22 protein-coding genes are annotated in these 26,809 nt (G+C 54.9%); 15 read left to right on the top strand and 7 right to left on the bottom strand.

The window, feature by feature from the left end; translation table 11 throughout:
• Positions 1-2: 2 nt before the first annotated feature.
• Complete coding sequence (locus tag GT409_RS10740) at positions 3-617, bottom strand: HAD family hydrolase (protein ID WP_160629089.1); 615 nt, start codon at positions 615-617, stop codon at positions 3-5.
• A 149-nt stretch (positions 618-766) separates the two neighbouring features.
• Between GT409_RS10740 and GT409_RS10735 the strand changes: the two genes are divergently transcribed.
• The 6 genes from GT409_RS10735 (at position 767) to GT409_RS10705 (ending at position 10,610) form a co-directional block, all read left to right on the top strand.
• On the top strand, positions 767-2,176 hold the full coding sequence (locus tag GT409_RS10735; RefSeq protein WP_160629088.1) for a DegQ family serine endoprotease: 1,410 nt from the start codon (positions 767-769) through the stop codon (positions 2,174-2,176).
• Between the two features lie 234 nt (positions 2,177-2,410).
• Entirely contained in the window at positions 2,411-5,950 is a 3,540-nt protein-coding gene (gene smc / locus GT409_RS10730) for a chromosome segregation protein SMC (RefSeq protein WP_269844921.1), read from the top strand.
• Positions 5,951-5,958: 8 nt separating this feature from the next.
• On the top strand, positions 5,959-6,567 hold the full coding sequence (locus GT409_RS10725; protein ID WP_160629086.1) for a MarC family protein: 609 nt from the start codon (positions 5,959-5,961) through the stop codon (positions 6,565-6,567).
• A gap of 155 nt (positions 6,568-6,722) precedes the next feature.
• A complete protein-coding gene (locus GT409_RS10720; protein WP_160629085.1) occupies positions 6,723-7,352 on the top strand; it encodes an NUDIX hydrolase in 630 nt (209 codons plus the stop codon).
• Between the two features lie 138 nt (positions 7,353-7,490).
• Positions 7,491-8,363: an ATP phosphoribosyltransferase gene (gene hisG / locus GT409_RS10715; RefSeq protein ID WP_160629084.1), complete on the top strand. Its 873-nt coding sequence runs from the start codon at positions 7,491-7,493 to the stop codon at positions 8,361-8,363.
• 123 nt (positions 8,364-8,486) lie between these two features.
• Positions 8,487-10,610 carry a tetratricopeptide repeat protein gene (locus tag GT409_RS10705; protein WP_160629082.1) on the top strand — a complete coding sequence of 708 codons (2,124 nt, stop codon included), beginning with the start codon at positions 8,487-8,489 and terminating at the stop codon, positions 10,608-10,610.
• On the opposite strand, the gene fmt is transcribed toward GT409_RS10705, so the two are convergent.
• The 6 genes from fmt to GT409_RS10675 form a co-directional block, all read right to left on the bottom strand.
• The gene (gene fmt / locus GT409_RS10700; RefSeq protein WP_160629081.1) at positions 10,549-11,487 is read right to left on the bottom strand and encodes a methionyl-tRNA formyltransferase; all 939 of its coding nucleotides are present in this window, start codon (positions 11,485-11,487) and stop codon (positions 10,549-10,551) included. The two genes, GT409_RS10705 and fmt, sit on opposite strands and share 62 nt — an antisense overlap.
• A 14-nt stretch (positions 11,488-11,501) precedes the next feature.
• The gene (locus GT409_RS10695; protein ID WP_160629080.1) at positions 11,502-13,331 is read right to left on the bottom strand and encodes an ArnT family glycosyltransferase; all 1,830 of its coding nucleotides are present in this window, start codon (positions 13,329-13,331) and stop codon (positions 11,502-11,504) included.
• 69 nt (positions 13,332-13,400) lie between these two features.
• Entirely contained in the window at positions 13,401-14,759 is a 1,359-nt protein-coding gene (locus tag GT409_RS10690) for a sigma-54-dependent transcriptional regulator (RefSeq protein ID WP_160629079.1), read from the bottom strand.
• A complete protein-coding gene (locus GT409_RS10685; protein WP_160629078.1) occupies positions 14,756-15,937 on the bottom strand; it encodes a two-component system sensor histidine kinase NtrB in 1,182 nt (393 codons plus the stop codon). Before GT409_RS10685 ends, GT409_RS10690 begins: the two co-directional genes overlap by 4 nt.
• 53 nt (positions 15,938-15,990) lie before the next feature.
• Positions 15,991-16,491, bottom strand: coding sequence for a putative molybdenum carrier protein (locus tag GT409_RS10680; protein ID WP_160629077.1), 501 nt, complete (start codon positions 16,489-16,491; stop codon positions 15,991-15,993).
• A gap of 25 nt (positions 16,492-16,516) precedes the next feature.
• Positions 16,517-17,140, bottom strand: coding sequence for a redox-sensing transcriptional repressor Rex (locus GT409_RS10675; protein ID WP_160629076.1), 624 nt, complete (start codon positions 17,138-17,140; stop codon positions 16,517-16,519).
• A gap of 300 nt (positions 17,141-17,440) precedes the next feature.
• On the opposite strand from GT409_RS10675, the gene GT409_RS10670 reads away from it, so the two are divergent.
• The 9 genes from GT409_RS10670 (at position 17,441) to hydG (ending at position 26,762) form a co-directional block, all read left to right on the top strand.
• The gene (locus GT409_RS10670) at positions 17,441-17,908 is read left to right on the top strand and encodes an NADH-quinone oxidoreductase subunit NuoE family protein (RefSeq protein WP_160629075.1); all 468 of its coding nucleotides are present in this window, start codon (positions 17,441-17,443) and stop codon (positions 17,906-17,908) included.
• Positions 17,909-17,912: 4 nt separating this feature from the next.
• Positions 17,913-18,461 carry an ATP-binding protein gene (locus GT409_RS10665; protein WP_160629074.1) on the top strand — a complete coding sequence of 183 codons (549 nt, stop codon included), beginning with the start codon at positions 17,913-17,915 and terminating at the stop codon, positions 18,459-18,461.
• Between the two features lie 3 nt (positions 18,462-18,464).
• Positions 18,465-18,857 carry a (2Fe-2S) ferredoxin domain-containing protein gene (locus tag GT409_RS10660; protein ID WP_160629073.1) on the top strand — a complete coding sequence of 131 codons (393 nt, stop codon included), beginning with the start codon at positions 18,465-18,467 and terminating at the stop codon, positions 18,855-18,857.
• Positions 18,858-18,868: 11 nt separating this feature from the next.
• A complete protein-coding gene (locus tag GT409_RS10655; RefSeq protein WP_160629072.1) occupies positions 18,869-20,656 on the top strand; it encodes an NADH-quinone oxidoreductase subunit NuoF in 1,788 nt (595 codons plus the stop codon).
• Positions 20,657-20,675: 19 nt separating this feature from the next.
• Positions 20,676-22,424, top strand: coding sequence for an NADH-dependent [FeFe] hydrogenase, group A6 (locus GT409_RS10650; RefSeq protein WP_233231532.1), 1,749 nt, complete (start codon positions 20,676-20,678; stop codon positions 22,422-22,424).
• A gap of 156 nt (positions 22,425-22,580) precedes the next feature.
• Positions 22,581-22,832: a TM1266 family iron-only hydrogenase system putative regulator gene (locus tag GT409_RS10645; protein WP_160629071.1), complete on the top strand. Its 252-nt coding sequence runs from the start codon at positions 22,581-22,583 to the stop codon at positions 22,830-22,832.
• A complete protein-coding gene (locus GT409_RS10640) occupies positions 22,829-24,157 on the top strand; it encodes a lyase family protein (protein WP_160629070.1) in 1,329 nt (442 codons plus the stop codon). The genes GT409_RS10645 and GT409_RS10640 overlap by 4 nt, the downstream gene beginning before the upstream one ends.
• Entirely contained in the window at positions 24,154-25,362 is a 1,209-nt protein-coding gene (gene hydF, locus GT409_RS10635) for a [FeFe] hydrogenase H-cluster maturation GTPase HydF (protein WP_160629069.1), read from the top strand. The genes GT409_RS10640 and hydF overlap by 4 nt, the downstream gene beginning before the upstream one ends.
• Complete coding sequence (gene hydG, locus GT409_RS10630) at positions 25,359-26,762, top strand: [FeFe] hydrogenase H-cluster radical SAM maturase HydG (protein ID WP_160629068.1); 1,404 nt, start codon at positions 25,359-25,361, stop codon at positions 26,760-26,762. The genes hydF and hydG overlap by 4 nt, the downstream gene beginning before the upstream one ends.
• The last annotated feature ends 47 nt before the right edge of the window (positions 26,763-26,809 follow it).

The following is a 26,809-nucleotide window of genomic DNA, read 5'->3' as shown; positions in this document are numbered from 1 at the left end:
TTTTAACTAAAAAAATCGACCAGCTCGCCAAACGTGCTCCAGGTTTGGTCGGCAGAAAACTCTCCGGCATGTCCAAGGCCGTAGGTCACAAACCCGCTTTTGACTCCGGCATTATGCGCCACTTCCAGGTCTGTGTGATGGTCGCCGATCATCCACGTGTTTTCCTTTGAAATCCCGGACTCGGCCAGCAGCGCCTCGATTCCGTCCGGCGACGGCTTCAGATTCGGCAGATCGCCGCCGCCCAGCATTCGGAAAAAGAGCCCATCCACACCCAGATGTTTCAGGATGGCCCGGGTCGGATCGCCCGGCTTATTGCTCAGCACAGCCAGCGCATGGGCGGACAGTGCCTTCAACCCCTCTTCCGCCCCGGGATAAAGCCGGGTTTCATCAAACATGTGCTCGGCATAAAACTTTTTGTCGAGCGCAACCGCCTCGTCAATATCCACATCCAGCCCCTGCAGCGAACGCTCCACCAGCTTGCGGATGCCGTCGCCGATGTAGCCGGTCACGGTTTCCACATCCAGCGGCGCCAGTCCATAATGGGCCCGCATCAGGTTAATTCCGGAGGCCAAATCCTGTCGGGTTTCAGCCAGCGTCCCGTCTAAATCAAAAATCAACAGCTGCTTTTCCATAAGGCGGGCGATTAAAGCACATCCGGTTTTGTTTCAAAATCATTGCGACTAAAAAAAAATCGACTAAAAATGAACGAACGACGCAAAGGGGCGTCACATGGATAAACAAACTCAACCGTTACAGGAGATTTGCAATGAAACGTCTGATTCTTTCCGGAGTCCTGAGTGCCCTGCTGGTTTGCGGGTGTTCTGCCGAAACTGACCCCATCGATACACTGCGGCAAACCGGAAAGGCTTTTTCCCAGGTTGCCAAAACCGCTACACCGGCTGTTGTATCCATCCGGGTGGAACAGACCATTGAACAGTCCCTGCCGCAGCAACAGCGGGACATCTTTGAATATTTCTTCGGCCCGCAGTTCCGGCAGCAACAGCAGCCGCGCACCCAGAAACGCAAACAGATGGGACAGGGATCCGGGTTCATCATCAGCAAAGACGGCTACATCCTGACCAACAACCACGTCGTCAACGATGCAGACAGCATTGTCGTCACCCTCAAGGACGGCCGCGAACTCGACGCAAAACTGATCGGGACCGATCCGGAAACCGAGATTGCACTGATTAAAATTGAAGGCGAAGAAGACCTGCCGACCATCGAACTCGGCGACTCCGACGACCTGCAGGTTGGCGAATGGGCCATTGCAGTTGGAAATCCCTTCGGCCTGCAGGAAACCGTCACCGTTGGCATCATCAGCGCTACCGGCCGCAGTCAGGTCGGTATTACCGACTATGAAAACTTCATCCAGACCGACGCCGCCATCAACCCCGGCAACTCCGGCGGACCTCTGCTGAACATCGACGGCGAAGTCATCGGCATCAACACCGCCATTTACAGCCAGAGCGGCGGATATATGGGAATCGGCTTCGCCATTCCGATCAACATGGCACTGGATATCAAAGAAGCGCTGCTGAAAGACGGAAAAGTCCAGCGCAGCCTGATTGGCGTTTACCTGCAGCGCATCACCCCGGAACTGGCAAAAGGTTTCGGACTCGACGAGGACTCCAAAGGCATCCTGATCAGTCAGGTCACTGAAGATTCCGCCGCAGACGAAGCCGGCATTGTGGCCGGAGACATTGCACTCGAACTCAACGGCGAACCGGTCGGAAAACTCCCGTCATTCCGCAGCAAGGTCGCCTCCTTCCGCCCCGGCACAGAAATCACCCTCACCCTGCTCCGCGACGGCAAACGCATTGAGAAAACACTGATCACTCAGGCCAAAGACGGCGAACTGGCAACCACGAATTTCTCCGCTCTCGAAAAAGCGGGGTTCGATGTCGAAGAGCTGACCGAACAAGCCATTTTACAGATGCGTCTGCCGGCGAATATCACCGGAATGCTCGTAAAAAGTGTCGATCCGGACGGCCCCGCATGGCGAAGCGGCCTGAGAGACGGGATGATCATTCGTTCCGTCAACCGGATGAGCACCGCAAATGCCCAGGAATTCCGGCAGGCACTGCAAGCCGCGCAAGGCTCCGACTCGCTTCTCCTGTTAGTTCAGATCCCGCGTTACGGCGCGCGGTATATGGTCATTTCCCTGGATGACTAAGCCGCCGGACCCGCCCTCAGTTCTCCCGCGGGCGGGTCTTTTTATACCTCAGCGGAGGCATTTCTGATAACAGCCCTCATTCTGTCCCGATCGACACACTCGAAATGAGCGGGAACAGGCCCAATGATTTCCGCCGAGGGTCCCGGGCACAGACCGCGCACAAACAAGCATTGAAAAGCGAGTTTTGGCCCTTGCAGGATTGCCCCGCCGGCCTGCGCATGGTATCAAGACCGGATGTATTTGAAATCCGTAGATATCGTAGGCTTCAAAAGTTTCGCAGAAAAGACTCACTTGGAGTTTGAACCGGGCATGACGGCGATTGTCGGCCCGAACGGCTGCGGAAAAAGCAATGTTTCTGATGCCATCCGCTGGGTCCTCGGCGAATCGCGCGCGCGTGCGCTGCGCGGCGCCACCATGGAGGACTGCATCTTCAACGGAACGGATTCCCACAAACCGCTGGGAATGGCGGAAGTGACGCTGACCCTGGCAGACTGCGATGAAACCCTGGAGATCGGCCTGAACGAGGTAAGCATTACCCGCCGCGTGTTCCGCACCGGCGAAAGCGACTATTTCATTAATAAAAAAGCGTGCCGCCGCAAAGATATCCAGCGCCTGTTCATGGATACCGGGGTCGGGACCAACTCCTACTCAGTGCTCGAACAGGGAAAAATCGACCAGATTCTCTCTTCGCGACCCGACGACCGCCGCGCGGTGTTTGAAGAGGCCTCCGGCATCACGAAATACAAGGCAGACAAAAAAGAGGCACTGCGCAAACTGGAGCAGACCGAAGCCAACCTGCTGCGTCTGGCCGATGTGATCCGCGAAGTCAAACGGCAGATCATCTCCCTGCAGCGCCAGGCCGGAAAAGCCCAGCGCTACAAGGAAATTCAGGCCAGCCTGCGTGTTCTCGACATCTACGTCACCCGGACCCGCCTCTCTGAGCTCGAAACCCGCATTCAGGAAATCCGCGCCAAACTGGAAGAACTGCGCCTGAAAGTGGACGAAGCGCATAACGGCATCGAAGCCGCCAACGGCCAGACGGACGGGCTGCGGGCCGAGCTGCACGAACTCGAGCAGACAATCGGCAACACAATGGATGAGTCCATGCGTGTTAAAAACGAGCTCGAACGGGCCATGCAGACCATCCGCACCAACACTGAACGCGTCGCCGAACTGGAATCGCTGGCCCAGCAGAACACCAAAGAATCTGAAGAGGCAAAAAACCGTCTCCAACAGCACCGGGATTCGCTTGAAGAAGTGCTTCGCCTGATTGAAAGCGCCGAGACAGAAAAAAAAGAGGCCGCCGCAGAACTGGAAAGAACAACGGCCGCACAGCGGGAAACCGAGGCGCTGGTCCACGCCGGACGCGAAGAACTCAACCGCATGCGCTCTGAATCGATGGAACTCGACAGCCGGATCGGCCGACTTCAGAACGAATTGTCGGAAATCGATGCCAAAGAGCGCGCCAGCGTGATCCGCAAGGAACAGCTCGCCGCCGAAAAAAGCGGACTGGAACGCTCGCTGGCCTCCTACGAAGAACGCCGTCAGGAAATGGCCGCTCAGGTTGAGGGCCTTCGCCAGGCTGTCGCCGTCCAGGAACAGACCCTGAACGATCTGCGCACTCAGCGCACGACGCTGGCGGAGCAGATCCAGATCCTGGAAAATGAAGTTTCTGAACTGAACCGTCAGCTCACCGATAAAAACGCCCGCCTGGAAATGATTGCCGCAGACCGGGAGGAAGGCTTTCCGCCCGGCGCACGTCATCTGCTCGAAAGCGGCGACGAAAACGTCATCGGCCCGCTGGCCGAACAGTTTACAGCCGGCGAAGGGTTTGAAACGGCACTCGAAACCGTGCTGCGTCCTTGGATGGACGCGGTGGTGGTTAAAAGCCGTAGCGGTGCGCGCAGCGTACTGACGCTGCTGTCCGGCAGCGGCCACGGTTCAGTGCGGCTGCTTTCCGCCGACGCCCCCGCCCCGGCGGCGGTGCAGGCCGAAGGCATTCCTCTGATCAGCAAGGTTTCCTTCAGCGACAACGTCGCTCCGCTCGCCTCCCAGCTGCTTGCCAATGTCTTCATTGCCGACAGCCTGCAGACGATTCCAATCACCCTGCCCGCCGGCGCTGTATTCGTCACAAAAACCGGCGAACTGCTTACAGCAGAAGGCGCCGGCGAACTGTGGAAACCGGAAGAAGGCGATGTCAACCCACTGGGACGCCATCACCTGCGCGAACAGCTTCAGGGAGAAATAGAAGTGCTCAGCAACGAACTGAGCGCGAAACAGGAACGGCTCAGTGCCCTGCGCACGGAACAAAGCGGTGCTGGCGACGCGCTTGAAATCGCCCGCGGCGAGCTGGATGCCCGCCGCCGCTCCCTCGCGGTCCAGGAGGGAGAAGCGCAGGTGATCAGTCGGGAGCTCGAAACCGCGCGCGAACGGGTCGAAACGGTCACCTTTGAATTTAATACACTGATCGAACAGAAAGGTGAAGGCGAAGACCGCCGCACCGCGGTTGCCCGCGAAGGCGCCGAAGCCCGTGAAAAACTGGCAAAAACCCGCCAGCAGATTTCCACAAAGACCGAGGAGCTGAATGCTCTGGAAGAAAAACGGGCCGAGGCCCTCTCCGCCACGTCTGAGTGCCGCGTGCAGTTCTCGCAGCGCGAACAGCGGCTGGAATCGCTGCAAAGCCGCCGCCAGCCGCTCCAGGCGCGACTGAAAGAACTCAGCGATGTGATTGAAGAGCGCACCCGTGGCGTCAGTACTTATCAGCAGCGCGTCGCCCAGCTCAAGGAAACGTCGGCCGGAGCCGAAGCAAAACTCGAAGGCCTGAAAGAAGCCGTGGCCGCGGCCGATGCCAAACTGGCGGAAGTGCGTCAGGTCCGCGAAGTGAAGACCGTTACACTTGCGGAGAGGGAAAGAAGCCTGCGCGTGATGCAGCAGCAGCTCGATGAACTGCAGGGGCAGAAAACAAGTTTTGAAGTGGAACTGGCCGAGCAGCGCATGCGTCATCAGAATGCCGCCGACCGCCTGACCAGCACCTGGCAGATTACGCTTGAAGATCTGCCGCGCGAGCCGGAGCCGGAATGGGAAGACGAACGGCCGGATATGGAGGAACTGGAAACCCAGGTGGCGGAATACCGCGCCAAGCTGGAATCCATGGGACCGGTCAATCTGGTCGCCATTGAGGAACACGCAGAACTCGAAGAACGGTTTGCGTTCCTGAACCAGCAGGAAGACGACCTGACCAAGGCCAAAGCCCAGCTGATGGAAATGATCAAAAAGATCAACGAGACCACCACCGCCCTGTTCAAGGAAACCTTCGACAAGGTGAACGATAATTTCGGGGAAATGTTTAAAAACCTCTTTGGCGGCGGCTCCGCCAAACTGGTACTGGTCGACGAAGAGGATGTTCTCGAATCCGGCATTGAAATCATCGCGCGTCCGCCCGGCAAAAAGCTGCAGACCATCTCGCTGCTGTCAGGGGGAGAACGCACGATGACCGCGGTGGCCCTGCTCTTCTCCCTCTTTAAGGTGAAGCCAAGCCCGTTCTGCGTGCTCGACGAGCTCGATGCCGCGCTCGACGAAGCCAATATCGGCCGTTTCGTTAAAATGGTGCTCAACTTCCTGGATCAGTCCCAGTTTATTCTGATCACCCACAGTCGACAGACCATCGCCGCGGCGGACGTCATCTACGGAGTCACCATGCCCAATCGCGGTGTGTCGCGCATTATGTCGATGAAGTTCGCCGACTATCAGGACTCCGACACCGCTAAAAAATAGGCTGTCTTATGAATACAGAAAGTCTCGCATTCGGGTTCAGCATCTGGCTGCGCTTCTTTTTCCTGTTCACGCCGTTTTTTGCGCTGACGATGTTTCTCACCCTGACGCAGCCGTACACCGAGACCGCCCGGCGCAAACTGTCCATTCAGGTATCCTTTGCGGTAGCCATTATCTGCATGGCACTGTTCTTTTTCGGCAACGTGGTCTTTACGATATTCAGCATCACTCTGGATGCCTTCCGGGTTGGCGCCGGCGCTCTGCTGTTTCTCTCCGCAGTGCATTTGGTTTATCCAAAAGAATCCGCCCTGCCGAACTGCAGCGACGAGGACATTTCGGTCGTTCCGCTGGCCATTCCGGTCATCGTCGGCCCCGCCACGACCGGAGCACTGCTGGTGCTCGGAGGAGAAATGCCGGATATGGAACATAGAATCACCGGCATCCTGTCACTGGCGATGGCGGTCGTCACACTGGGAACCCTTTTGTTTCTGGCCTCAAAAATCGAACGGGTGCTGGGCAAACGCGGCATCGGTATCCTCAGCAAAATCACCGGACTGGTTCTCGCCGCACTGGCCGCACAAATGATCATGTCGGGCATTCAGCATTTCTTTTTCACATGATCTTCGAGCAAATCATTCAAAACCACGCATCCATTCACCAGGGCCCCACAGAAAAACAGAATATTCTGGCTGCACCCCTGGTGATGCCAGTCTCATAATGGCCGCAAAAGACATTGTTACGACCTCTTATTCAGTTAAACCAACCAAACTCAACTATGTCCGGAAATCAAACAATCCAATGGGCCCGGCGCATTGCAGCGCTGGCGCAGACAGGGCTGACGTATACGCATGATCCTTACGAACAGGAGCGCTGCGAGGAACTGCAGCAGATTGCCGCGGAGATGATGGCGTCGTCCTCAGACATCACTCAGACTCACTGGGAAACCATTTTCAAGAACGAATCCGGTTATGCCACGCCCAAAGTCGATGTGCGCGGTGCGGTGATAGAAGACGGAAAAGTGCTGCTTTCCAGGGAGCAGCAGGATGGACGCTGGAGTCTTCCCGGCGGCTGGGCGGACGTGAATGATACGCCGTCCGAGGCGATTGTCCGCGAAGTGCGCGAAGAAACCGGCTATCCGGTCAAATGCGTCAAACTGGCTGCTGTACTCGATCGCGACCTGCACCTGAACGATCCGGAACACGCCCATCCTTTCCACATTTACAAACTTCTGTTTCTGTGTGAACGGACCGGCGAGGCGGATGAGCTGTGTCACGATATTACCGACGCGGCGTTCTTTGATGTCGAGAACCTGCCCCCGCTTTCGGAGCACCGAACCCTGCCGAAGCACATAAAACTGCTCCTCCAGCATCACCTCACGCCGGAGCTTCCCACTCAATTTGACTGATCCGAGCGCTTTGCAACCGTTGGAAACGGTGTTTTTGACAGTATTTTCCTAAAAAAATGCCAAATAGCGTTGGACGCTCCGGAGGCTTTTCCGTATAGTCCGACGCTTTCATTTGAAAAACGGAAGGCTTTCAACATTATGAATAAATTGATCATCGGATTACCGAAAGGCAGCCTGCAGGAGTCGACCTATGCACTTTTCGCAAAGGCCGGCTTCCATATTAAGGGCAATTCCCGCTCTTATTTCCCGTCGATCGATGACGATGAAATTGAATTGCGCCTGCTGCGTTCGCAGGAAATGAGCCGCTACGTTGAAGCCGGCATGCTCGACGCCGGAATTTCCGGTCTCGACTGGATTGCGGCCAACGGTTCAGATGTGCACGTGCTTTGTGATATGGTCTACTCCAAGCAGACCAAGCGTCCGGTTCGCTGGGTGCTGGCCGTGCCGGAAGACTCCCCGATCCAGTCGGTGAAAGACCTTGAGGGCAAACGGATTGCCACGGAAGGCGTGGCACTGGTTGAACGCTGGCTGGCCGAAAACGGCGTAAAAGCAGATGTTGAATTTTCATGGGGCGCCACGGAAGTGAAAGTGCCTGAGTTTGTTGACGCAATTGTCGACATCACCGAAACCGGCTCCTCTCTGCGCGCTCATAACCTGCGCATTGTCGACACACTGATGGAGTCCTACACCCAGTTTTTCTGCAGCCAGGACGCCTGGACCGATGACTGGAAACACGCAAAACTCGAAAAAATTTCCCTGCTTCTGCAGGCTGCACTGAACGCAGCAGACAAGGTTCTGCTGAAAATGAATGTGTCTGAAGGAAACCTCGACGCAGTGAAGGCCCAGTTGCCGGCGCTGCATTCGCCGACTGTCAGCGGCTTGTCCGATGACGGCTGGTATGCGATTGAAACTGTGGTGGAAGAATCAGTTGTGCGCGAAATTATTCCGGAACTGAAAGCCGCGGGTGCAGAGGGAATTATTGAAATCGGCTTGAATAAAGTGGTAGCGTAACGACTGACAAGAGGAATAGAATATGGGTACCATTAAAAAATGGCGTAGAACGAAAATGTCGAATCACAAACGGCGCAAACGTCGTCGCGCGGATCGTCACAAGAAGAAATAAGTGGAATTGAAATGTCGGATTTATGGAATACTGAACGAAGCCGTTATCTTCAGTATTCCATGAACCGGGTTTCAGTGGATTCCTTTAAGGGGGTTGTCGTGGATACATCCCGCAAGGCATGGATTCGCAGAGTTTTTCAACTGGGCGTCCTGCTTTGCATTGCCGGATGCACCTCACCAACTCCCGACCTGAAGCCTCAGCTGAGTGTCAACGACCAGGCTGAGGCTTTGGCGCATTTCAGTTTTGCCCTTCTTTCGGAAACATCCGGCACCCTGGATGCCGCCCTGGATCATTTTCTGAAAGCCATCCAGATCGACCCCGGCGAAGAAGAACTCTACCCCCCCGCCATCGCCAGCGCCTTGCGACTGAAGCGAAGCGAACAGGCCCTGGACCTGTGCAGAGAGCTTCAAAAAAAGAAGCCGAACACTCTTTATCCGATCCTTCTCCACGCACAGGTATGCGTGCTGACCGATCACCCGAAAGAAGCAGACATCCTTTTTCGCAAAGCGGCCCAGGATTTCCCCCAGACCCCGGAAAGTCAACTGGCACTTGCACGCTTTCTGGCGGCACAAAATAAAAGCGAAGAAGCGATTACGGTTCTGGAGCGTATGGCGGCACAGGACAACGGGAACTCAGAAATCCTGAACCTGCTGGGAACCCTTTATATCGAGCGGGCCCGCGATCTGAAGGACGATGCGAAAATCAGGACGGCGGTTCTGAAGGGCATCACCCTGCTGGAGCAGGCACTGGATCTGGCACCCGACAATCCCCGTCAATGGCAACAGCTGGGCTATGCCTACCTCGCCATACAGGACTTCGAAAAAGTGAAAAAGGCCTTTGAAAAGGCCTACGCGCTGGATCCCGGCGATGTATTGATTGCCCGGCAGCTGCTCGATATTTACATCCAGGAAGGTAAAATTGAAGCGGCCCTGGCGATGTGCGACGAACTGATTCGCCAGACCCGCACCGATCCGGAGCTGTGGACGCAGTATCTCAGCGAAAAGCTTCCAAAGGACAAACGAAGCGAACTGGCATCTTATCTGCAGAACTATATCACTGACCACTCGGATGCGCCGGTTCTCTATCATATCCAGCTCGGTTCGATTTATCTGGACCTGAATCGAATTGAAGAAGCTGAAAATGTTCTGAGCGCAGCGGCAGCGGCCTATCCGGAAGACAAACGACTGCAAACCATTACAGGTTACCTGCGCGTTCGGCAGGAACGATACGAAGAGGCCTATACGGTTTTCAGTGATGTACTGCAAAACACACCGGATGTCGACTGGACTCACGCTCCGTTCTTTACTCTCAGCCTTATCACTGCGGCCCAAAAAACCGGCCGAACAGAAGAAGCGGCAAATGTGCTGGATCTTGCTTCAAAAAACGATCTCGCCGTCCTGGCTGGATATATGCAGATGCTGTTTTCTGATCGACCTCCGGTTTCAACCCAGGAAGCCATTGCCCTGCTCAAACAGCTTCAGCAGCTTCAGCCTGATACCGCCGAACCGTTTTATTACCTGACCATCCTTCAGGCCGATCAGAAAAACTACGACGATGCCCTGCTCAATGCCCGCCAGTTCGAGACCCTCGCCAGCAATGGCGGACCGACCAACCTGCTGAACGGGTTCTTCTACTACCAATACGCCATTATCCTCGAACGAACCGGCCAGCTTGAAGAAGCGGAAACACAGTTTCGCAAAGCCATTGATCAGGGAACGCCAACCACTGTGGCCTCCGCGCAGAATTACATTGCATACATGTGGGCTGAACGCGGGGAGAAACTGGACATGGGACTGGAACTGGTTCAGCAGGCGCTGAATATCGATCCCGACAACGCCGCCTTCATTGATACACTCGGATGGATTTATTACATGAAGGGCGACTACGCGAAAGCTCTGGCGCAACTGAAAAAAGCGAGCGAACAGATCCATGACGATCCTGTCATCTGGGAGCATATCGGAGACACCTACCTAAAGCTGGGCGATCCCTGTGCGGCCATCAAACACTGGAAGAAAGCAGTAGACCTTTCGCCGGAAGATACACAACTGATTGAGCGAATCGAACAAAAGTCTGTTAAGCCAGATGACTGCCCGGAGCCAGCGGATACCCCCGCAGATACGCCGAACCATCCATAACTTTTTTTCCGGCAGGCTGAACATCCAGCAACCGGAGGGCTTCCCGCCCCGTTGCAATAAGCGGTCCGTCCCCCGAAACATCCAGCACCTCTCCCGGAGCACCGGAACCGGCCTCAACCTGAGCGCGGAAAACCTTAACCCTCAGTGATCCGGATCTTGATGGAGCTTCGCAGAAACAACCCGGCCAGGAAACAAAAGCGCGAATGCGGTTGTTGAGCACTTCAGCAGGAAGCGTCCAGTCAAGACGACCGTCTTCCTTAACCAGCTTGCGCACCTCCGTGGCAGAGGCATCATCCTGCGGCCTTGCGTCAACCGTGCCTGATCGAATCTGATCGATCGCCTGCATCAGGAGCTCCGCTCCGACCTGAGACAAACGTTTTTCCATCGTCACCGCATTGTCTTCCGGCCCAATCGAAACTTCACTCTGCAAAATAATATCACCCGCATCCATTCTTTCGCTGACATACAGAATCGTTGCGCCTGTAACCGTGTCTCCATTGGCCAGAGCCCACTGGATCGGCGACGAACCGCGATATTTCGGCAGCAAAGACGGATGGAGATTGATGGCCCGCTTTGGCGGCAAGCTCAACACCGACTGCGGGATATATTGTCCATAGGCCACCACCACAAACAAATCGGCGTTCAGAGCGTTGAGCCGGCTGACACTGTCCTGATCACCGACTTTTTCAGGCGAATAGACTGGAAGGCCTTTTTCAAGAGCATAATCTTTGACCGGACAGGGAGTCAGCTTCAACTTGCGACCAACCGGGCGGTCCGGCTGGGTGATGACTGCAACAACCTCATCCAACGGACTGGCAAGCAACGCATCCAGCAAGGGGAACCCGATGGATGCAGATCCAAAAAAAACAATACGCACAGGAATGCCTCCGATTATTGTGCAGCCGGCTGAGCGGCAGCTGCTGCGCCGCCTTCTGCCGCCTCACCCTCTCTTTTCTGAACATCACCAGCCCCCCAGCGAACACTGTCTGTCAGGAAAAGCTGATCCTGCTCATTCAGCTGAAAGCCATGACGCAGAGGAAAGTCTTTGGGCAGCTGTCCCATGGCAACCGGGAACCAGGTTTTCTCAGAACCATTCAGCAAACCAGAAACCATCGGCCGGTCTTTCGTCAGCGTTGTAATATACAACCCACTGATATATTTCCGGTAGTCGTTGATTTCGTAGTAATCCTCCAGCTCTTTCGGCAGCAGGATGGATACACGTCGACCATACCACGCAGTCGCCCAGGGCATATCCGAGCACATAAGTTCCGTCGGCTTCAACAACTCACTGACCTTCATCACAAAGGGCACATAATACGGCGGATAGGTCGATTTCGGAGCCGGAGCAAGGAAGATGGTAATGAACAAAGGTAATGCCGTCAGGGCAATCACAAATCCAGTCAGGCCCATTTTATACAAATCGATCGTAATATCGAGCCGGTCGAGCAGAATCGAGAAAAAAGCCAATCCGTAGAGAATTACAAACGGCCAGAAAATGTGATAAAGCCGCATGCTGTCACCGCCGAAACAACCGGCTCCGATAAAGAACAGCAGCATCGATAATCCGATTCCCCAGCGCAGCTTGTGCACATGAACCCGAACAAACCGGTAAAAATAGGTCACAACGAAAAACGCCATCAGCAATCCACCGCCGAGGGCGGTCAGATTCCCTGTATAAAGCCGATTAAAATTTTCTGCGCACTTTGCACGAACCGCAGCGAAGTCAGAAATCAAGTTGAACTTCGGGCTCAAAGTGCGCATCAGCGTATCAGCGGGGTATTTTGCAGTATCGGTTAACGCAAGATGCGGAGCCATTCCCAACGGACTCCCGCTGATCTGATAATTGCGCAGCAACCATGGCGAGACCACCAGCAGCACAAAGACCAGATAGAAGAAAGCCAGATGCTCAGTCCGCTGGGCGCGCGTCCCCATGATCAAAACAAAAAGAGCAATTCCCGGCAGCACCGCAAGCGCAGCATAATGCGTCAAAAACGCGGCCGCGGAAAAAAGAACCGAAAGCAGAAACAGTGACATCCACTGCACATTCGACCGCCGCTCTCGGCGAAAATTCATCGCAAGCACAATAAAATAAAATGCAGAGATCACAAAGTAAGACAGAACCGGAATCCCGGAACCGTAAATACTGTCCTGCCATACCATGGCAGACAGAAAATAGGTTATAACACTAAGCAGACCGATCTTTTGTGAAAACAGCATCCTTCCCAGCAGATACAACATCACCCCTGTCAAAAGAACAAACAAATGGTTGATCGGAACAATCACCCACTGCTCGGCCGGATAAATCTGCATCCCCTGGAACTTTTCACTGGTTGGAAATAAATCAACACCGACCAGATTAAAAAACTTAAAGGCCACAGCCAGTATGGCCGGATAGGCCGGGGGGCGAATCAGCTCGGGGTGAAATCCGATTCGGGCATCTCCATCAAATGTATGGGCCGACACCTGAGCAATTGAGGCGGGCCGGACGGTCTGGGTGACATAGCGGTTCATTTCGGCCAGATTCCGTCCCAGCTGGGCAGAGTCCATTGCGGCTTCGGAATTAAATCCGCGGAACTGATTCCCTGTGAAAATCACAATGATAACCAGCGTAACAAAACAGAAAAGAAGCATGCGAATCAGTTTCAGACCGGCACCGGCATCCAGACTGTATACCAGGTCCTGAAGTGTCGACTCAAAGGGTTGTTTTTGTTCTTTCGCCATTGATTTCTCCCGATCGGATAACAAGCCTTCAAAGCATCCTTGAAGGCCTCTTGTTGTTCAACCCAAAACTCATTTAAGTTCCTCAAACCCGTACTCGGCAATTTTACGGTGCAGTGTCCTCCGACTGATCCCCAACTGTTCCGCTGCGCGGGTTCGGTTGCCGGCACAGGCCTTCAGGGCCTGCATAAGCGCCTGCTTCTCTAAATCCTCCAGCGTACCATTACCCAAAGACACAACCGGCCCCTCCGAACTGACTTCACGAATATGCACAGGAAGGTCACGTGCACCAATCCGCTTCCCACGGGATAACACGACGGTCTGCTCCACCACATTACGCAGTTCGCGCACATTGCCGGGCCAGTTGTAAGATGTCAGCAAATCCAGTGCTTCCGGAGCAAACCCTTCGATATCCCGGCCGTTTTCTGCATTAAACTCATCCAGATAGTGCTTCAGAAGCAGTGGAATATCGCCAACCCGCTCACGAAGCGGCGGGAGAGTGATTGCCACCACATACAAGCGATAAAACAAATCCTCACGAAAATCGCCATCCGCCACCATCTGCTTCAAATCCCGATTGGTCGCAGCCACCAGCCGGGCATCCACCTCTACAGTCTCCTGCCCGCCGACCCGTTCGAACGTTCTCTCTTCCAGCGCACGCAGGATTTTCACCTGCACACTCGAGTCGATTTCTCCGATCTCATCAAGGAACAGCGTCCCGCCGTCCGCCATCTCAAAGCGCCCCTTGCGCCGCTCCGTAGCTCCGGTAAACGCCCCCTTCTCATGCCCGAACAGCTCACTTTCAAGAAGCGTCGATGAAAGCGCCGCGCAGTGCACGGGAACGAATGTCGCCTTATTGCGGCTGCTGAGCTGATGAATCGCTTTCGCCACCAGCTCTTTTCCGGTTCCACTCTCTCCCTGAATCAAAACCGTCGCCCGCGACGCAGCCACCTGACGCACCGTATCGAACACCTCCTGCATCTGTGGCGAATTGCCGATAATGTTTTCCATTCCGAACTTGGAATCGAGCTGTTCACGGAGCTGGCGATTTTCCGTCTCAGCCTGCCGCGACCGCAAAACGCGCTCCAGCACCAGCTCGAGCTCCTTCAGGTTCACCGGTTTTGTCAAAAAATCCGTCGCACCATGACGCATCGCCTCCACCGCCGTCTCCATACTGCCGTATGCCGTAAGCAGAATACAAACCAGCTCGGGTGAAGACGCCAGAGCACGCTGTATCAGTGTCATGCCATCCATCACCGGCATACGCAGATCGCTCAGCATCACATCCACATGATTTTCGCTCAGAATCTCCAGCGCAGCAGCACCGCTCTCTGCCGTATGAACTGCATACGACCGCTTTAACGCCCGCGCCAATCCCTCGCGCGTATTTTTCTCATCGTCGACAACAAGAATCACTGGTTTATCACTCATAACTCACCCTTTGTATTCGGAGCCTCCAAAAGCGCCATTCGCACATCATCGCGCGGGAAATGCAGCGTAAAGGTCGTGCCGTGCTCCGGAGTTGAGCTGATTTCAATCTCGCCGCCATGATCGCGCAGGATTCGCTGAACAATCATCAGGCCAAGCCCCGACCCCTCCTCTTTCGTCGTGCGATAAGGCTCATAGATAGATCCCAGATCTTCCGATGAAATCCCCGGACCGTTATCTTCAAAACACACACTCACAAACCGCGAGCTCACCTCGATCGAAATTTTCAAAATCCCTTCGCTCTCCATCGCCTGCAGCGCATTTTTGATGATATTGAAAAACGCCTGCTTCACCTGCGTTTCGTCCGCCGGCACCGTCGGTACGTTCTTTACACTCTTACGCTCCACCAAAATACGGCGATTCGAAATTTCGTGCTTCATCAGCTCCAGCGTCTCATCGAGTATCCGCTCCATCTTCACCGGTTTCCGGTCCGGCAGGGATGGACGAATCGCGCGCAGAAACTGTGTAATAATCCGGTCGAGCCGATGCACCTCGCGTTTGGAAACATCCACCAGCTCCGCAAGGCTCTCCCGCAAAGCCGGATCCGCGACCTCTTCGAGCTCCCGCTCCATCAGCTGAAGGTGAATCGTCACCGCATTGAGGGGATTCCCGATCTCGTGTGCCACGCCCGCCGCCAGTAACGTCAGCGCTTTCATTCTCTCGGACTCAAGCGATTCCTCGGCGCTGGCTCGGTCGCGGGTTACATCACGGAAAATAACCACCGCACCCTGCTTCCCCTCTTCCACCGTCGAAAGCGGCACCACATAAAATTCCACAAAACAGTGGTCAGGATAGGTCACCTCAATTTCCCGGCGGACCAGCTTCTCCCACTCATCCCCATCCAGACTCAACACCTTTTCCCAGTCAATGTCCCGAATGTAGCGTGCGATCGGCTGCCCCTCTGCATCATCAAGCTTAAAGCCGAACAGGCTTTCCGCCATACGGTTTGCATAACGGATGCTTGCACCCGATCCGACCACCACGATGCCTTCCTGAATCGCCTGAAAAATGGTCTCCAACAGCCCTTTTTCGCGTGCCAAATGCAAAAACTGTGTCTGAACCGCATCGGAGTCCATCCGATCCAGCCGATCGATCAGTTTATCCAAAAACCTTGATTTCATAGGCCTCTCCAAAAAAACAACTGCGACAGTTTGTACCAGAAACCCGAAATCAATCAACCGCCAAAATGAGCCAAAATATCACAAACTTCTCTATAAACCGCATCATAGATCTGCGGATCAGCGGAGGCACGGGGGCCAGCGACGTTCAGCACTGTGTCTCCAAGGTCTGAAAGATTTTTTTCCAATATCCGGAAAACCGAAAGGTCATCGTCGCCCCTGTCTTCTGAAGACGGGAAGATCTCATCCAAATCAATGCATACAAACGGCCTTCCAAATTCCTGAGCAAACTGCTGCGTTAACAGCGATCCGCCCCTCAGCGGACCGTGGCTGAAAATCAATGTGACATCCGAGTCGACAACATTCGCCCGGGTCCGGTCAGCATAATCAGCTGATTCGGTTTCACTCAGATTATATCGCAACGGAATCGGGCCGTCTTCCGCGCGGCGCCTCTTCGGGCACCAGCCGCCATGAGGAATTCCGCAGGCAATTGCCGCATCAAGTGCCGCCCGATCCGCCCCGGTCTGCCCACCCGAAACAATTTTTGAGATTTTCATACGCCGCACAAACACCGCTCAATCATCATTGCTGCTCGGCAAACTGAATACGGTAAAAGAGTTTTTCAAACTCCTGCTCAATGTTGATGTTGTGAATAAAGCACGACTCGCTACCCTTTAAGGTAATAGGAGCAAAGTTTACGACGCCGCGAATGTTCGCTTTCATGAGCGAGTCGAGAATGGATTGCGCAGACGGCTCGGGAACAGTCAAAACCGCAACCTTAATATCGTTATCGGCAATGTACTGCTTCATCTTTCTCACATGAAGGATCGGGATCGGCGCATCAGGCGAAAGCAAGGCGGGCTCGCTGTCGAACCCGGCAACCACGCGGATTCCAACCCTTGGAAATCCATTGTAGTTCATGAGTGCCCGGCCGATCTTTCCGCACCCGACCACAATAATATTCTGTTTCTTGTCTTTCCCGAGCAGCTGACTCAAACGGTCTAAAAGGGTTTGCAACTGATACCCTCCCCGCTTATTGCCGGTCAGCTCGAACATGGAAAAATCCTTCCGAACCAGCGACGGAGAGACCCCGACCGCATCGGCCAGATTATCAGAAAAGACACGGGCAAAACCGAGGCCTTTCATTTTCTGAAGCACATTGCGGTAGCGAATCAGCCGGTTAATGATCTCTTCATTGGTTTTCATGAGGGCGACTCCTTACTGCACATTGACAAACATGCAATTTTTCAAGCTCTGGAATTTCCAGCATGGCTTTTCCCAGACATCGCAAATTATTCTAATACAATACGAAATACGCAATACTCACCATTCATGCGGGTTCTGCCAAGCAATTTATTGTTACAACATTCACATATCTTTGCCAAAAATGCGTTTTTTATGTTAAAAATATTACCTATATGTCATCTAAAATAACAGATAAATGACATTTTAGTTGTCTGTCCTTTTAGCTTAAGTACCCTGCCAACTTCAATTTGGAGGAAACATATGTCTGAGAATACATTACCGGCCGAACTGACCGGATTTATCAGTGAATGGAAAGATAAGCCGGGCAACCTGATTATGGTTCTACACAAAGTGCAGGAACACTTTGGATACATTCCGCGTGAAACCGCTTTTGAAGTGGCAGACCTGCTGGATGTTCCAGTTGCCAAAATCTACGGAGTAATCACCTTTTACCACCTGTTCAAACTCAACAAGCCGGGACGCAATCAGATTGCGGTCTGCATGGGGACCGCCTGTTACCTCAAAGGCGGCGAGGATCTGATCCTCGAACTCGAACGCCTTCTGGGTGTGGGTCTCAATACCGTAACCGCCGATGGTGAATTCTCCGTTGAAGCGGTCCGCTGCATCGGCTGCTGCGGCCTGGCTCCGGTGATGACCGTCAACGGCGAAGTATTCGGTAACGTAAAGACCAAAGAACTCAAAGGAATCCTGGAACGCTTCGAAGGCTAATCAGGTGCATGCAACACTCTGCGATCTGATCATGGACCTGGTTCAAAACTCTGTTGAGGCGGGAGCCTCCGAGGTTGAACTGACCGTGCGGGAAACCGGGAAACAGATTGCGTTCAGCGTGAAAGACAACGGCAAGGGAATGAGCAGAGACGTTCAGGCAAAGGCAACAGACCCGTTCTACAGCGACGGGAAAAAGCACGCGCATCGTCGCGTTGGCCTAGGTCTGCCCTTTCTGTTCCAGACCGCTGATGCGGTCGGCGGCCGCGCGACAGTTGAAAGCGAAGAAGGCCGCGGAACTCTGGTTGAGTTTCGGGCCGCGGCAGATCATGTGGACCTGCCGCCCTTCGGCGACTTCGCCGCGGCGGCAACGATGATGATCTCGCAGGCTGGCAGCTTCGAGCTGCGAATTGCCCGCGAAATCGACAGCGACCGCTACACGCTTTCACGCACCGAGCTCGAAGAAACCCTCGGGGACCTGAACGACACGCAGAACCTGATGCTGATGAAAACCTATATCTGTTCACAGGAAGAAGATTTAAGAAAGGCAGGATAAATTATGGCTAAGCTGACACTGGACGATTTGCGCAAACTGCGCGATGAAAAGAAACAGGCGATGAACCAGCGCGATGCAGAAGGCAAAACTGCGCAGGTAATTATCGGAATGGGAACCTGCGGCATTGCGGCCGGCGCAAAAGCTGCATTTGACGCATTTCTCGACGAAATGGATAAAACGGGCGTCACCCATGCGACCATCAAACAAACCGGCTGTATGGGACTGTGCTTCTCCGAACCGACCGTGGAAGTCAAAATGGAAGGCATGCCCGATGTGGTTTACGGAAACGTCGACGAAGACACCGCCCGCCGCATTGTTCGCGACCACCTGAAAAACAAGACACTGGTCAGCGATCACATTTTTGACAAACCCTCAACAGACATCATCAAGGACTAAGGGGACTGGATATGGCATACAAAAACTACATTATGGTCTGTACCGGCACCGGATGCGAATCCAGTAAGGCCGGACAACTCTACGAAAACCTGAATGCTGAACTCAAAGCCGCTGGTGTTGAGGAAGAAGCTCAGCTCGTTAAAACCGGCTGCTTCGGTTTCTGCGAGCAGGGTCCGATTGTAAAAATCCTCCCCGACGAAACCTTCTACGTAAAGGTCAAGCCGGAGGATGCTAAAGAGATCGTTGCCGAACACATCGTTAAAGGACGTCCGGTTGACCGCCTGATTTACAAAGAACCCTCCTCCGACAAAACTCCGGTCGACACCGACAATATCGGTTTCTATCGCAAACAGTTCCGTATCGTACTGCGCAACTGTGCGGTCATTAATCCGGAAATCATCGATGAATACATCGCTCGCGACGGGTATGGTGCTCTTGAAAAAGCACTGTTCGAAATGAGCCCGGACGATGTTCTTCAGGAAATCAAAGATTCCGGCCTGCGCGGCCGCGGCGGAGCCGGTTTCCCGACCGGCACCAAATGGGGCTTCACCAAAGGGGTTGAAGCCGACCAGAAATACATCGTCTGTAACGCGGACGAAGGGGACCCGGGCGCCTACATGGACCGCTCCGTTCTCGAAGGGGACCCCCACTCCGTTCTCGAAGCCATGGCCATCGCCGGTTATACCGTCGGCGCTTCCAAAGGGTTCATCTACATTCGCGCGGAATACCCGCTCGCCATTGACCGCCTCAACCTGGCGATCGCTCAGGCCAAGGAATACGGCCTGCTCGGCGACAACATTCTCGGCACAGACTTCAGCTTCGATATCGAGCTTCGTCTCGGCGCCGGTGCGTTCGTCTGCGGAGAGGAAACCGCGCTGCTCGCGTCCATCGAAGGAAAACGCGGAATGCCGATTCCCCGTCCGCCCTTCCCGGCTGTTAAAGGTTTGTGGGGCAAACCGACGGTCATTAACAACGTTGAAACCTGGGCCAACATTCCGGTGATCCTTCTGAAAGGCGCCAAATGGTTCAACAGCATCGGAACCGAAACCTCCAAGGGAACCAAAGTGTTCGCTCTGACCGGCAAAATCAACAACTCCGGCCTGATCGAAGTTCCGATGGGCACCACCCTGCGTGAAATCATCTTTGATATCGGCGGCGGCATCGCCGGCGGCAAGCCGTTCAAAGCGGCGCAGACCGGCGGTCCCTCCGGCGGCTGCATCACCCCGCAGTTCCTCGACACCCCAATCGACTACGAAAGCCTGATGTCCATCGGCTCAATGATGGGTTCCGGCGGAATGATCGTGATGGACGAAGACGACTGCATGATCGACGTCACCAAGTTCTACCTCGAATTCACCGTGGATGAATCCTGCGGAAAATGCGCCCCCTGCCGTATCGGCGGACGCACCTGCTACAACATCCTTGACCGCATCAGCAAAGGCAAAGGTGAAGTCGAAGACCTGCAGAAGCTGAAAGACATTGGACACGCCATGCGCAAAGCCTCACTTTGCGGCCTCGGCCAGACGGCACCGAACCCGGTGATGTCCACCATGAAGTACTTCGAGGATGAATACAAAGCCCACATCGAAGACAACAAGTGCCCGGCTGGAAAATGCAAAGACATGCTGTCCTTCAGCATCAACGACAACTGTGTCGGCTGTACCGCCTGCGCACGCGTCTGCCCGGTGAGCTGCATCTCCGGCGAAGTCAAACAGAAGCACGTCATCGATCAGGACAAATGTATCAAGTGTGGCCAGTGCTTCACGAAATGTAAATTTGAGGCCATCGACCGCGCCTAACCTTTGAGGGAGAAAACCAATGAGTATGATTGAACTTGAAATCAACGGCATTCCCGTCTCCGTAGAGGCCGGAACCACCATCCTCGACGCGGCCGAACAGGTCGGCGTTAAGATCCCGAAACTCTGTTTTCATCACGACCTGGAACCGTGGGCTGCCTGCGGTATCTGCGTCGTCAAAGCGGAAGGATCCCCGAAAATGCTGCGTGCCTGCGCCACTGCGGTTGCGCCGGGCATGAAGATCATCACCCACGACCCGGAAATCGTTAAAGTTCGCCGGACCGTACTGGAACTCACACTTTCCACGCATCCGAATGACTGCCTGCAGTGCGGACGCAACGGAAACTGCGAGCTGCAGACGCTGGCCGAAGAGTTCGGCATCCGCGAAGTTCCTTACGAAAAGCGTATCGCTGAGATTCCGGTCGACAACAGCACCGGTTCCATCGTTCTCAACCCGGAAAAATGCATAAAATGCGGACGCTGTGCAAAAGTCTGCCAGGACATGCAGGGTGTTTGGGCGCTCGAATTCATCGGGCGCGGAGAAGACACCCGCATTGCTCCGGCAGCGGACGTTACGCTCAACGAAAGCCCCTGCATCAAATGCGGACAGTGCTCTGCCCACTGCCCGGTCGGCGCCATCTACGAAAACGATCAGACCCGGCCGGTGTGGAACGCGCTTGAAGAAGGTGAAAAACACTGTGTGGTTCAGATTGCTCCGGCCGTTCGCGTCGCCATCGGCGAAGCATTCGGTATGGAACCCGGCACCCTGTCCACCGGCAAGCTCTATTCGGCGTTGCGCCGTCTCGGCTTCAACGCCGTGTTTGACACCAACTTCACCGCCGACCTCACCATCCTTGAGGAAGGTTCCGAGTTCGTCAAACGCGTCACAGAAGGCGGCGTCCTGCCGCAGATCACCTCCTGCTGCCCGGCCTGGACCGACTACATGGAAAAATACGCCAATGACTTCATCGACAACTTCTCTACGGCAAAATCGCCGCAGCAGATGCTCGGTGCCATGGCGAAAAGCTACTACGCTGAAAAAGCCGGCGTTGCAGCCAAAGACATGTACGTTGTTTCCATCATGCCCTGCACCGCCAAGAAGTTTGAGGTCTCCCGTGACGACAACATGAGCTCCACCGGATTCCAGGATGTTGATGTTGCCCTCACCACCCGCGAACTTGCCCGTATGATCAAGCAGGCCGGCATCGAATTCACTGAACTGCCGGAAGAAGAAGCCGACAGCCTGCTCGGGGAATACTCCGGAGCCGGAACCATCTTCGGTGTCACCGGCGGTGTTATGGAAGCGGCCCTGCGCTCGGCTTACTACCTCATCACCAAAGAGGATCTCGAAGACGTCAACTTCATCGACTGCCGCGGTCTCGAAGGTGTGAAAGAAGCCGAGATCGACATCAAAGGCACCAAGATCCGCATCGCCATCGCCCACCAGATGGGTAACGTCGAAGCGGTTCTCGACAAAGTGCGTCAAGCCAAAGAAAACGGCGAAGAACTTCCGTGGCACTTCATTGAAGTAATGGCCTGCCGCGGCGGATGCATCGGTGGTGGTGGACAGCCGCACGGCGCGACCGACGAAGTTCGCCTGAAACGCACCGCCGGAATCTATACGGATGATGAAAAATCCGTACAGCGCTGCTCGCACCACAACCCGATGATCACCAAGATCTACGAGGAATTCCTGGGAGAACCGATGAGCCACAAAGCTCACGAGCTGCTTCACACCGGCTATCAGGAACGCGCAGTTTACAAAAAATAAAAAACAGATACACTAAACAGGTTTTCTGCGGCAAGGGGCCCATCCCTGACCCAAGGCGAACGGAAAAGTTTAGGACGCACTTACTCATTTGAATGAGTGCCTTTAAAACGCTCCGCCGCAGAAATGCGACGGGGCGTTTTTGCTGGAGCGATACAGATGGAAAAGAGACTTGGATTTGTCGGAATCATTATTGAGGAACGGGAGGCCAACGCCGCGGCGGTCAACGAACTGCTCGGACGGTTTGGCAGCATCGTCGTTGCCCGTATGGGTGTGCCCTACGAAAAACGCTCCTGCTCCGCCATCACCCTCATCGTCGACGCCACGACCGACGAACTCGGCGTCCTCACCGGCAAACTCGGCTGCCTGCCAGGCGTCTCTGTTAAATCCATGCTGAGCAAAGCAAAATGAAACCTCGCATCGAAACAGATCAGCTTGGTGAAAAGGCGCTTCCGGCGGATTGCCCGTGGGGAATCCATACCGCGCGGGCACTGGATAATTTCCCGATCCCAGGAAAAACTGTCAGTCCGCGCCTGATCACTGCATACTTCGCCGTCAAAAAGGCCTGCGCCCTCGCCAACAAAGAGCTTGGCTATCTGGCTCCAGAAAAAGCTGATTCCATCATTACTGCAGTTGACGAGTTTCAGGTTTCGAGTTTCAAGCTTCCCCTCTCTGCTCTTCAGGGAGGCGCCGGCACCTCCACAAACATGATGGTGAATGAACTGATCGGACTCACAGCCGGAGCCCATCCGATCGAAGAAGTCAACCTGCACCAGTCAACCAACGATACTTATCCGACCGCACTCAAGGTCGCAGCCATTCGCGGCGTACGGGACCTGAGCGAAGACCTGGCCAAACTTCAGGGCGTTTTCCAAACCTTGGAAAAAACGTGGGCGACTCTTCCAGTGCTTGGAAAAACCGAACTGGTCGACGCGGTTCCGCTGCCCCTCGGCGCGCAGTTTGCATCCTTTGCCGAAGCGTTCGCCCACGACCGCTGGCGCACCTTTAAATGCGAAGAGCGGTTGCGCACCGTCAACCTCGGTGGAACAGCCATCGGCACCGGTCTGACCGCACCGCGCAGCTATATTTTCCTCGTCATCGAGAAACTGCGCGAAGAGACCGGACTGGGATTGAGCCGCGCGGAAAACATGATCGAAGCAACCGCCAACGCCGACTGCTTCGTCGAAGTCTCCGGAATTCTGAATGCCGCCGCGGTCAATTTCATTAAAGTCGGCGACGACCTGCGCCGACTCGCGATGCTCGGCGAAATCAGACTGCCCGCCGTGCAGGCCGGATCATCCATCATGCCCGGCAAGGTCAATCCGGTGATTCTCGAAAGCATCATTCAGATTGGAATCAAGGTAAAAGCCAACAACACGATCATCAGTGATTGTGTCGCACGCGGGTCTCTGCAGATCTGCGAATTTATGCCGCTGCTGGCCGACGCCCTGCTTGAGTCGATCGACCTGCTGGTTACTGCATCGCGGATGCTGGCCAAACACGCCGAAGAAATTGATGCAGATCAAGGCAAATGTCTGGAACGGCTGTATGCTTCTCCGGAAATCATCACGGCATTTGTTCCAATGCTTGGATACGACCGCTGCGCCGAACTGTTCAAACAGTTTGAACAGCTGAGCAACGGAACCATCCGCGAATTTTTAGAAAAAGAACTGGGGAAACAAACGGTCGAGAAAGTCCTTTCCCCGCAGAACCTGATGTCACTGGGCCATAAATGAAAACGACACCGAAAAGTCTGAGACTGCACATTGCGCTGTTCGGCCGCACGAACGTGGGCAAGTCAAGTTTCCTGAACCTGATCACCGGACAGGATGTTTCAATTGTCTCTGAAGAGGCCGGAACAACGACCGACGTGGTCGAAAAAACGATGGAACTGCTGCCGATCGGCCCGGTGGTGTTTATCGACACAGCCGGACTCGACGACGAAACCGTTCTCGGCGGCAAGCGCGTCGAGAAAACCGAAAAGGTGTTCGACCGCGCCGATGTCATCCTTCTGATCTGCGACGGCGATCAGATTGGTAAATTTGAAGAAAAAGTCTCAGCACTCGCCAAAGAAAAAAGGATTCCTGTACTTCGAGTTCGGAACAAATCGGACCTGTCAGACGTATCCGACTCGCCTGAGATTTCCTGCAACTCGACCGACCCGTCCTCCCGGGAACGGGTTCTCTCCGCTCTAAAAACCCGCCTGCTGGACGTCTGTCCCAACGAGTTCATCTCTCCGCCGCCGCTGGTCGGCGACCTGGTGAGGCCGGGCGGAGTGGCGATGCTGATTGTGCCGATTGACCTGCAGGCGCCAAAGGGCCGGCTGATTCTTCCGCAGGTGTCCACCATCCGCGATGCGCTCGATAACGACGCGGCATCACTGGTTGTTAAGGAACGCGAATACACGCAGATGCTCGATCAGCTGAAGACGCCGCCGGACATCGTCATCTGCGACTCGCAGGTCGTCCTGAAAATGGTCGGCGACACGCCGAACGAGATCCCCTGCACGACGTTTTCGATTCTCTTCGCACGGCTCAAGGGCGATCTGCCAAGGCTGGCGGCAGGTGCGGCGACCATTGATCAGCTGAAGGATGGCGACAAGGTGCTGATCGCGGAGTCGTGCAGCCATCATGCAGCTGAAGACGATATCGGGCGCGTGAAAATTCCTCGATGGCTGCGGCAGTATACCGGCTGCAACCTGGAGATCGATGTGTATGCCGGGCGCGATTTCCCGGATAATCTGAGCGAATACAGCCTCGTTGTGCAGTGTGGCGGCTGTATGCACAACCGGCGCGAAATCCTGTCACGCATTGAAAAATGCGAAGCGGCCGGTGTGCCGATTACCAACTACGGGCTCTGCATCTCGCAGACGCAGGGCGTACTCAAACGGGTGCTGTCTCCCTTCCCGGCAGCGTTAGATGCTTTTGAAAGGACACTATGAAAATCGATACAACAGGACTAACCAGCTTCATTCCCGAGGCTGAAATTTTCCAAACATTGGAGAATACGAAAAACCCGACCACGAAACGGGTACGCGAAATCATCGCCAAATCACTCGACAAAAACCGACTCGCCCCGGAAGAGATGGCCGTGCTGCTCAACACAGAGGATCCGGAACTTCTCGAGGAAATTTTCGAAGGCGCACGCGAGCTGAAACGTCGCATCTACGGCAACCGCATTGTCCTGTTCGCCCCGCTCTACATCGGCAATAACTGCATCAACAACTGCAAATACTGCGGCTTCCGCTGCTCCAACAAAGAGGTGTCCCGCAAAACCCTGACCATGCCGGAGCTCGACCAGGAAATTGAAGCACTGGTCGACCGCGGTCACAAACGCCTGATTCTGGTCTACGGGGAACATCCGAAATATGACGCGCAGTTTATCCACGACACCGTCGTGGAAACCTACAGCATCAAAAAAGGAAACGGCGAAATCCGCCGCGTCAACATCAACGCCGCGCCGCTGGATGTCGAGGGCTACAAACTGGTCAAATCCGCCGGCATCGGCACCTACCAGATTTTCCAGGAAACCTACCATCAGGAAACCTATAAAAGCGTTCATCCGTCGGGACCGAAAAGCGATTACCTGTGGCGTCTCTACGGCCTCGACCGCGCGCAGGACGCCGGCATCGACGACGTCGGCCTCGGCGCGCTGATGGGACTGTTCGACTGGAAATTCGAAGCCATGGGCCTGCTTTACCACACGATCCATCTGGAAGAGAAATACAACGTCGGCCCGCATACGCTCAGCTTCCCGCGCATCGAGCCGGCCATCGGAACGGATACCCAGCAGTTCCCGGGCGTCAACGATGCCGACTTCAAGAAGCTGGTGGCCATCCTTCGCCTCGCCGTTCCGTACACCGGCCTGATCCTCACCTGCCGCGAATCGGTCGAGATCCGCAATGAAGTCATCGAATTCGGCGTCTCACAGATCGACGCGGGCTCTGACATCGGCGTCGGCGCCTACTCAACCCAGGGCAGCGAATCCTACGAAAAGAGCCAGTTTGTGCTCAACGACGGCCGACCGCTCGATCTGGTTCTGCGCGAGCTCTCCGAAGCGGGCTTTTTGCCGAGCTTCTGCACCGGCTGCTACCGCCTCGGCCGCACCGGCGAACACTTCATGGAGTTTGCAGTGCCGGGCTTTGTAAAACGCTTCTGCACGCCGAACGCCGTCCTCACGTTTCTTGAGTACATCGAGGACTACGCCTCGGAGGAAACAAAAGAAGCCGGGATGAAGCAGGTTGAACGCGAGCTCGAACGCATGCCTGACGGCGATCAAAAAAAACAGCTGATCGAACGCATCGAACAGGTTAAGAACGGGCAGCGGGATCTATATTTTTAAACCGCCAGGACGCCCAGAAAAGACAGCCCGTCACGCCAGCCCCCTGG

The sequence above is a fragment of the Tichowtungia aerotolerans genome (assembly GCF_009905215.1).
Taxonomy (GTDB): domain Bacteria; phylum Verrucomicrobiota; class Kiritimatiellia; order Kiritimatiellales; family Tichowtungiaceae; genus Tichowtungia; species Tichowtungia aerotolerans.
Note: the sequence above shows the minus strand (reverse complement) of the source record. Positions and strands in the feature narration are given on the sequence as shown.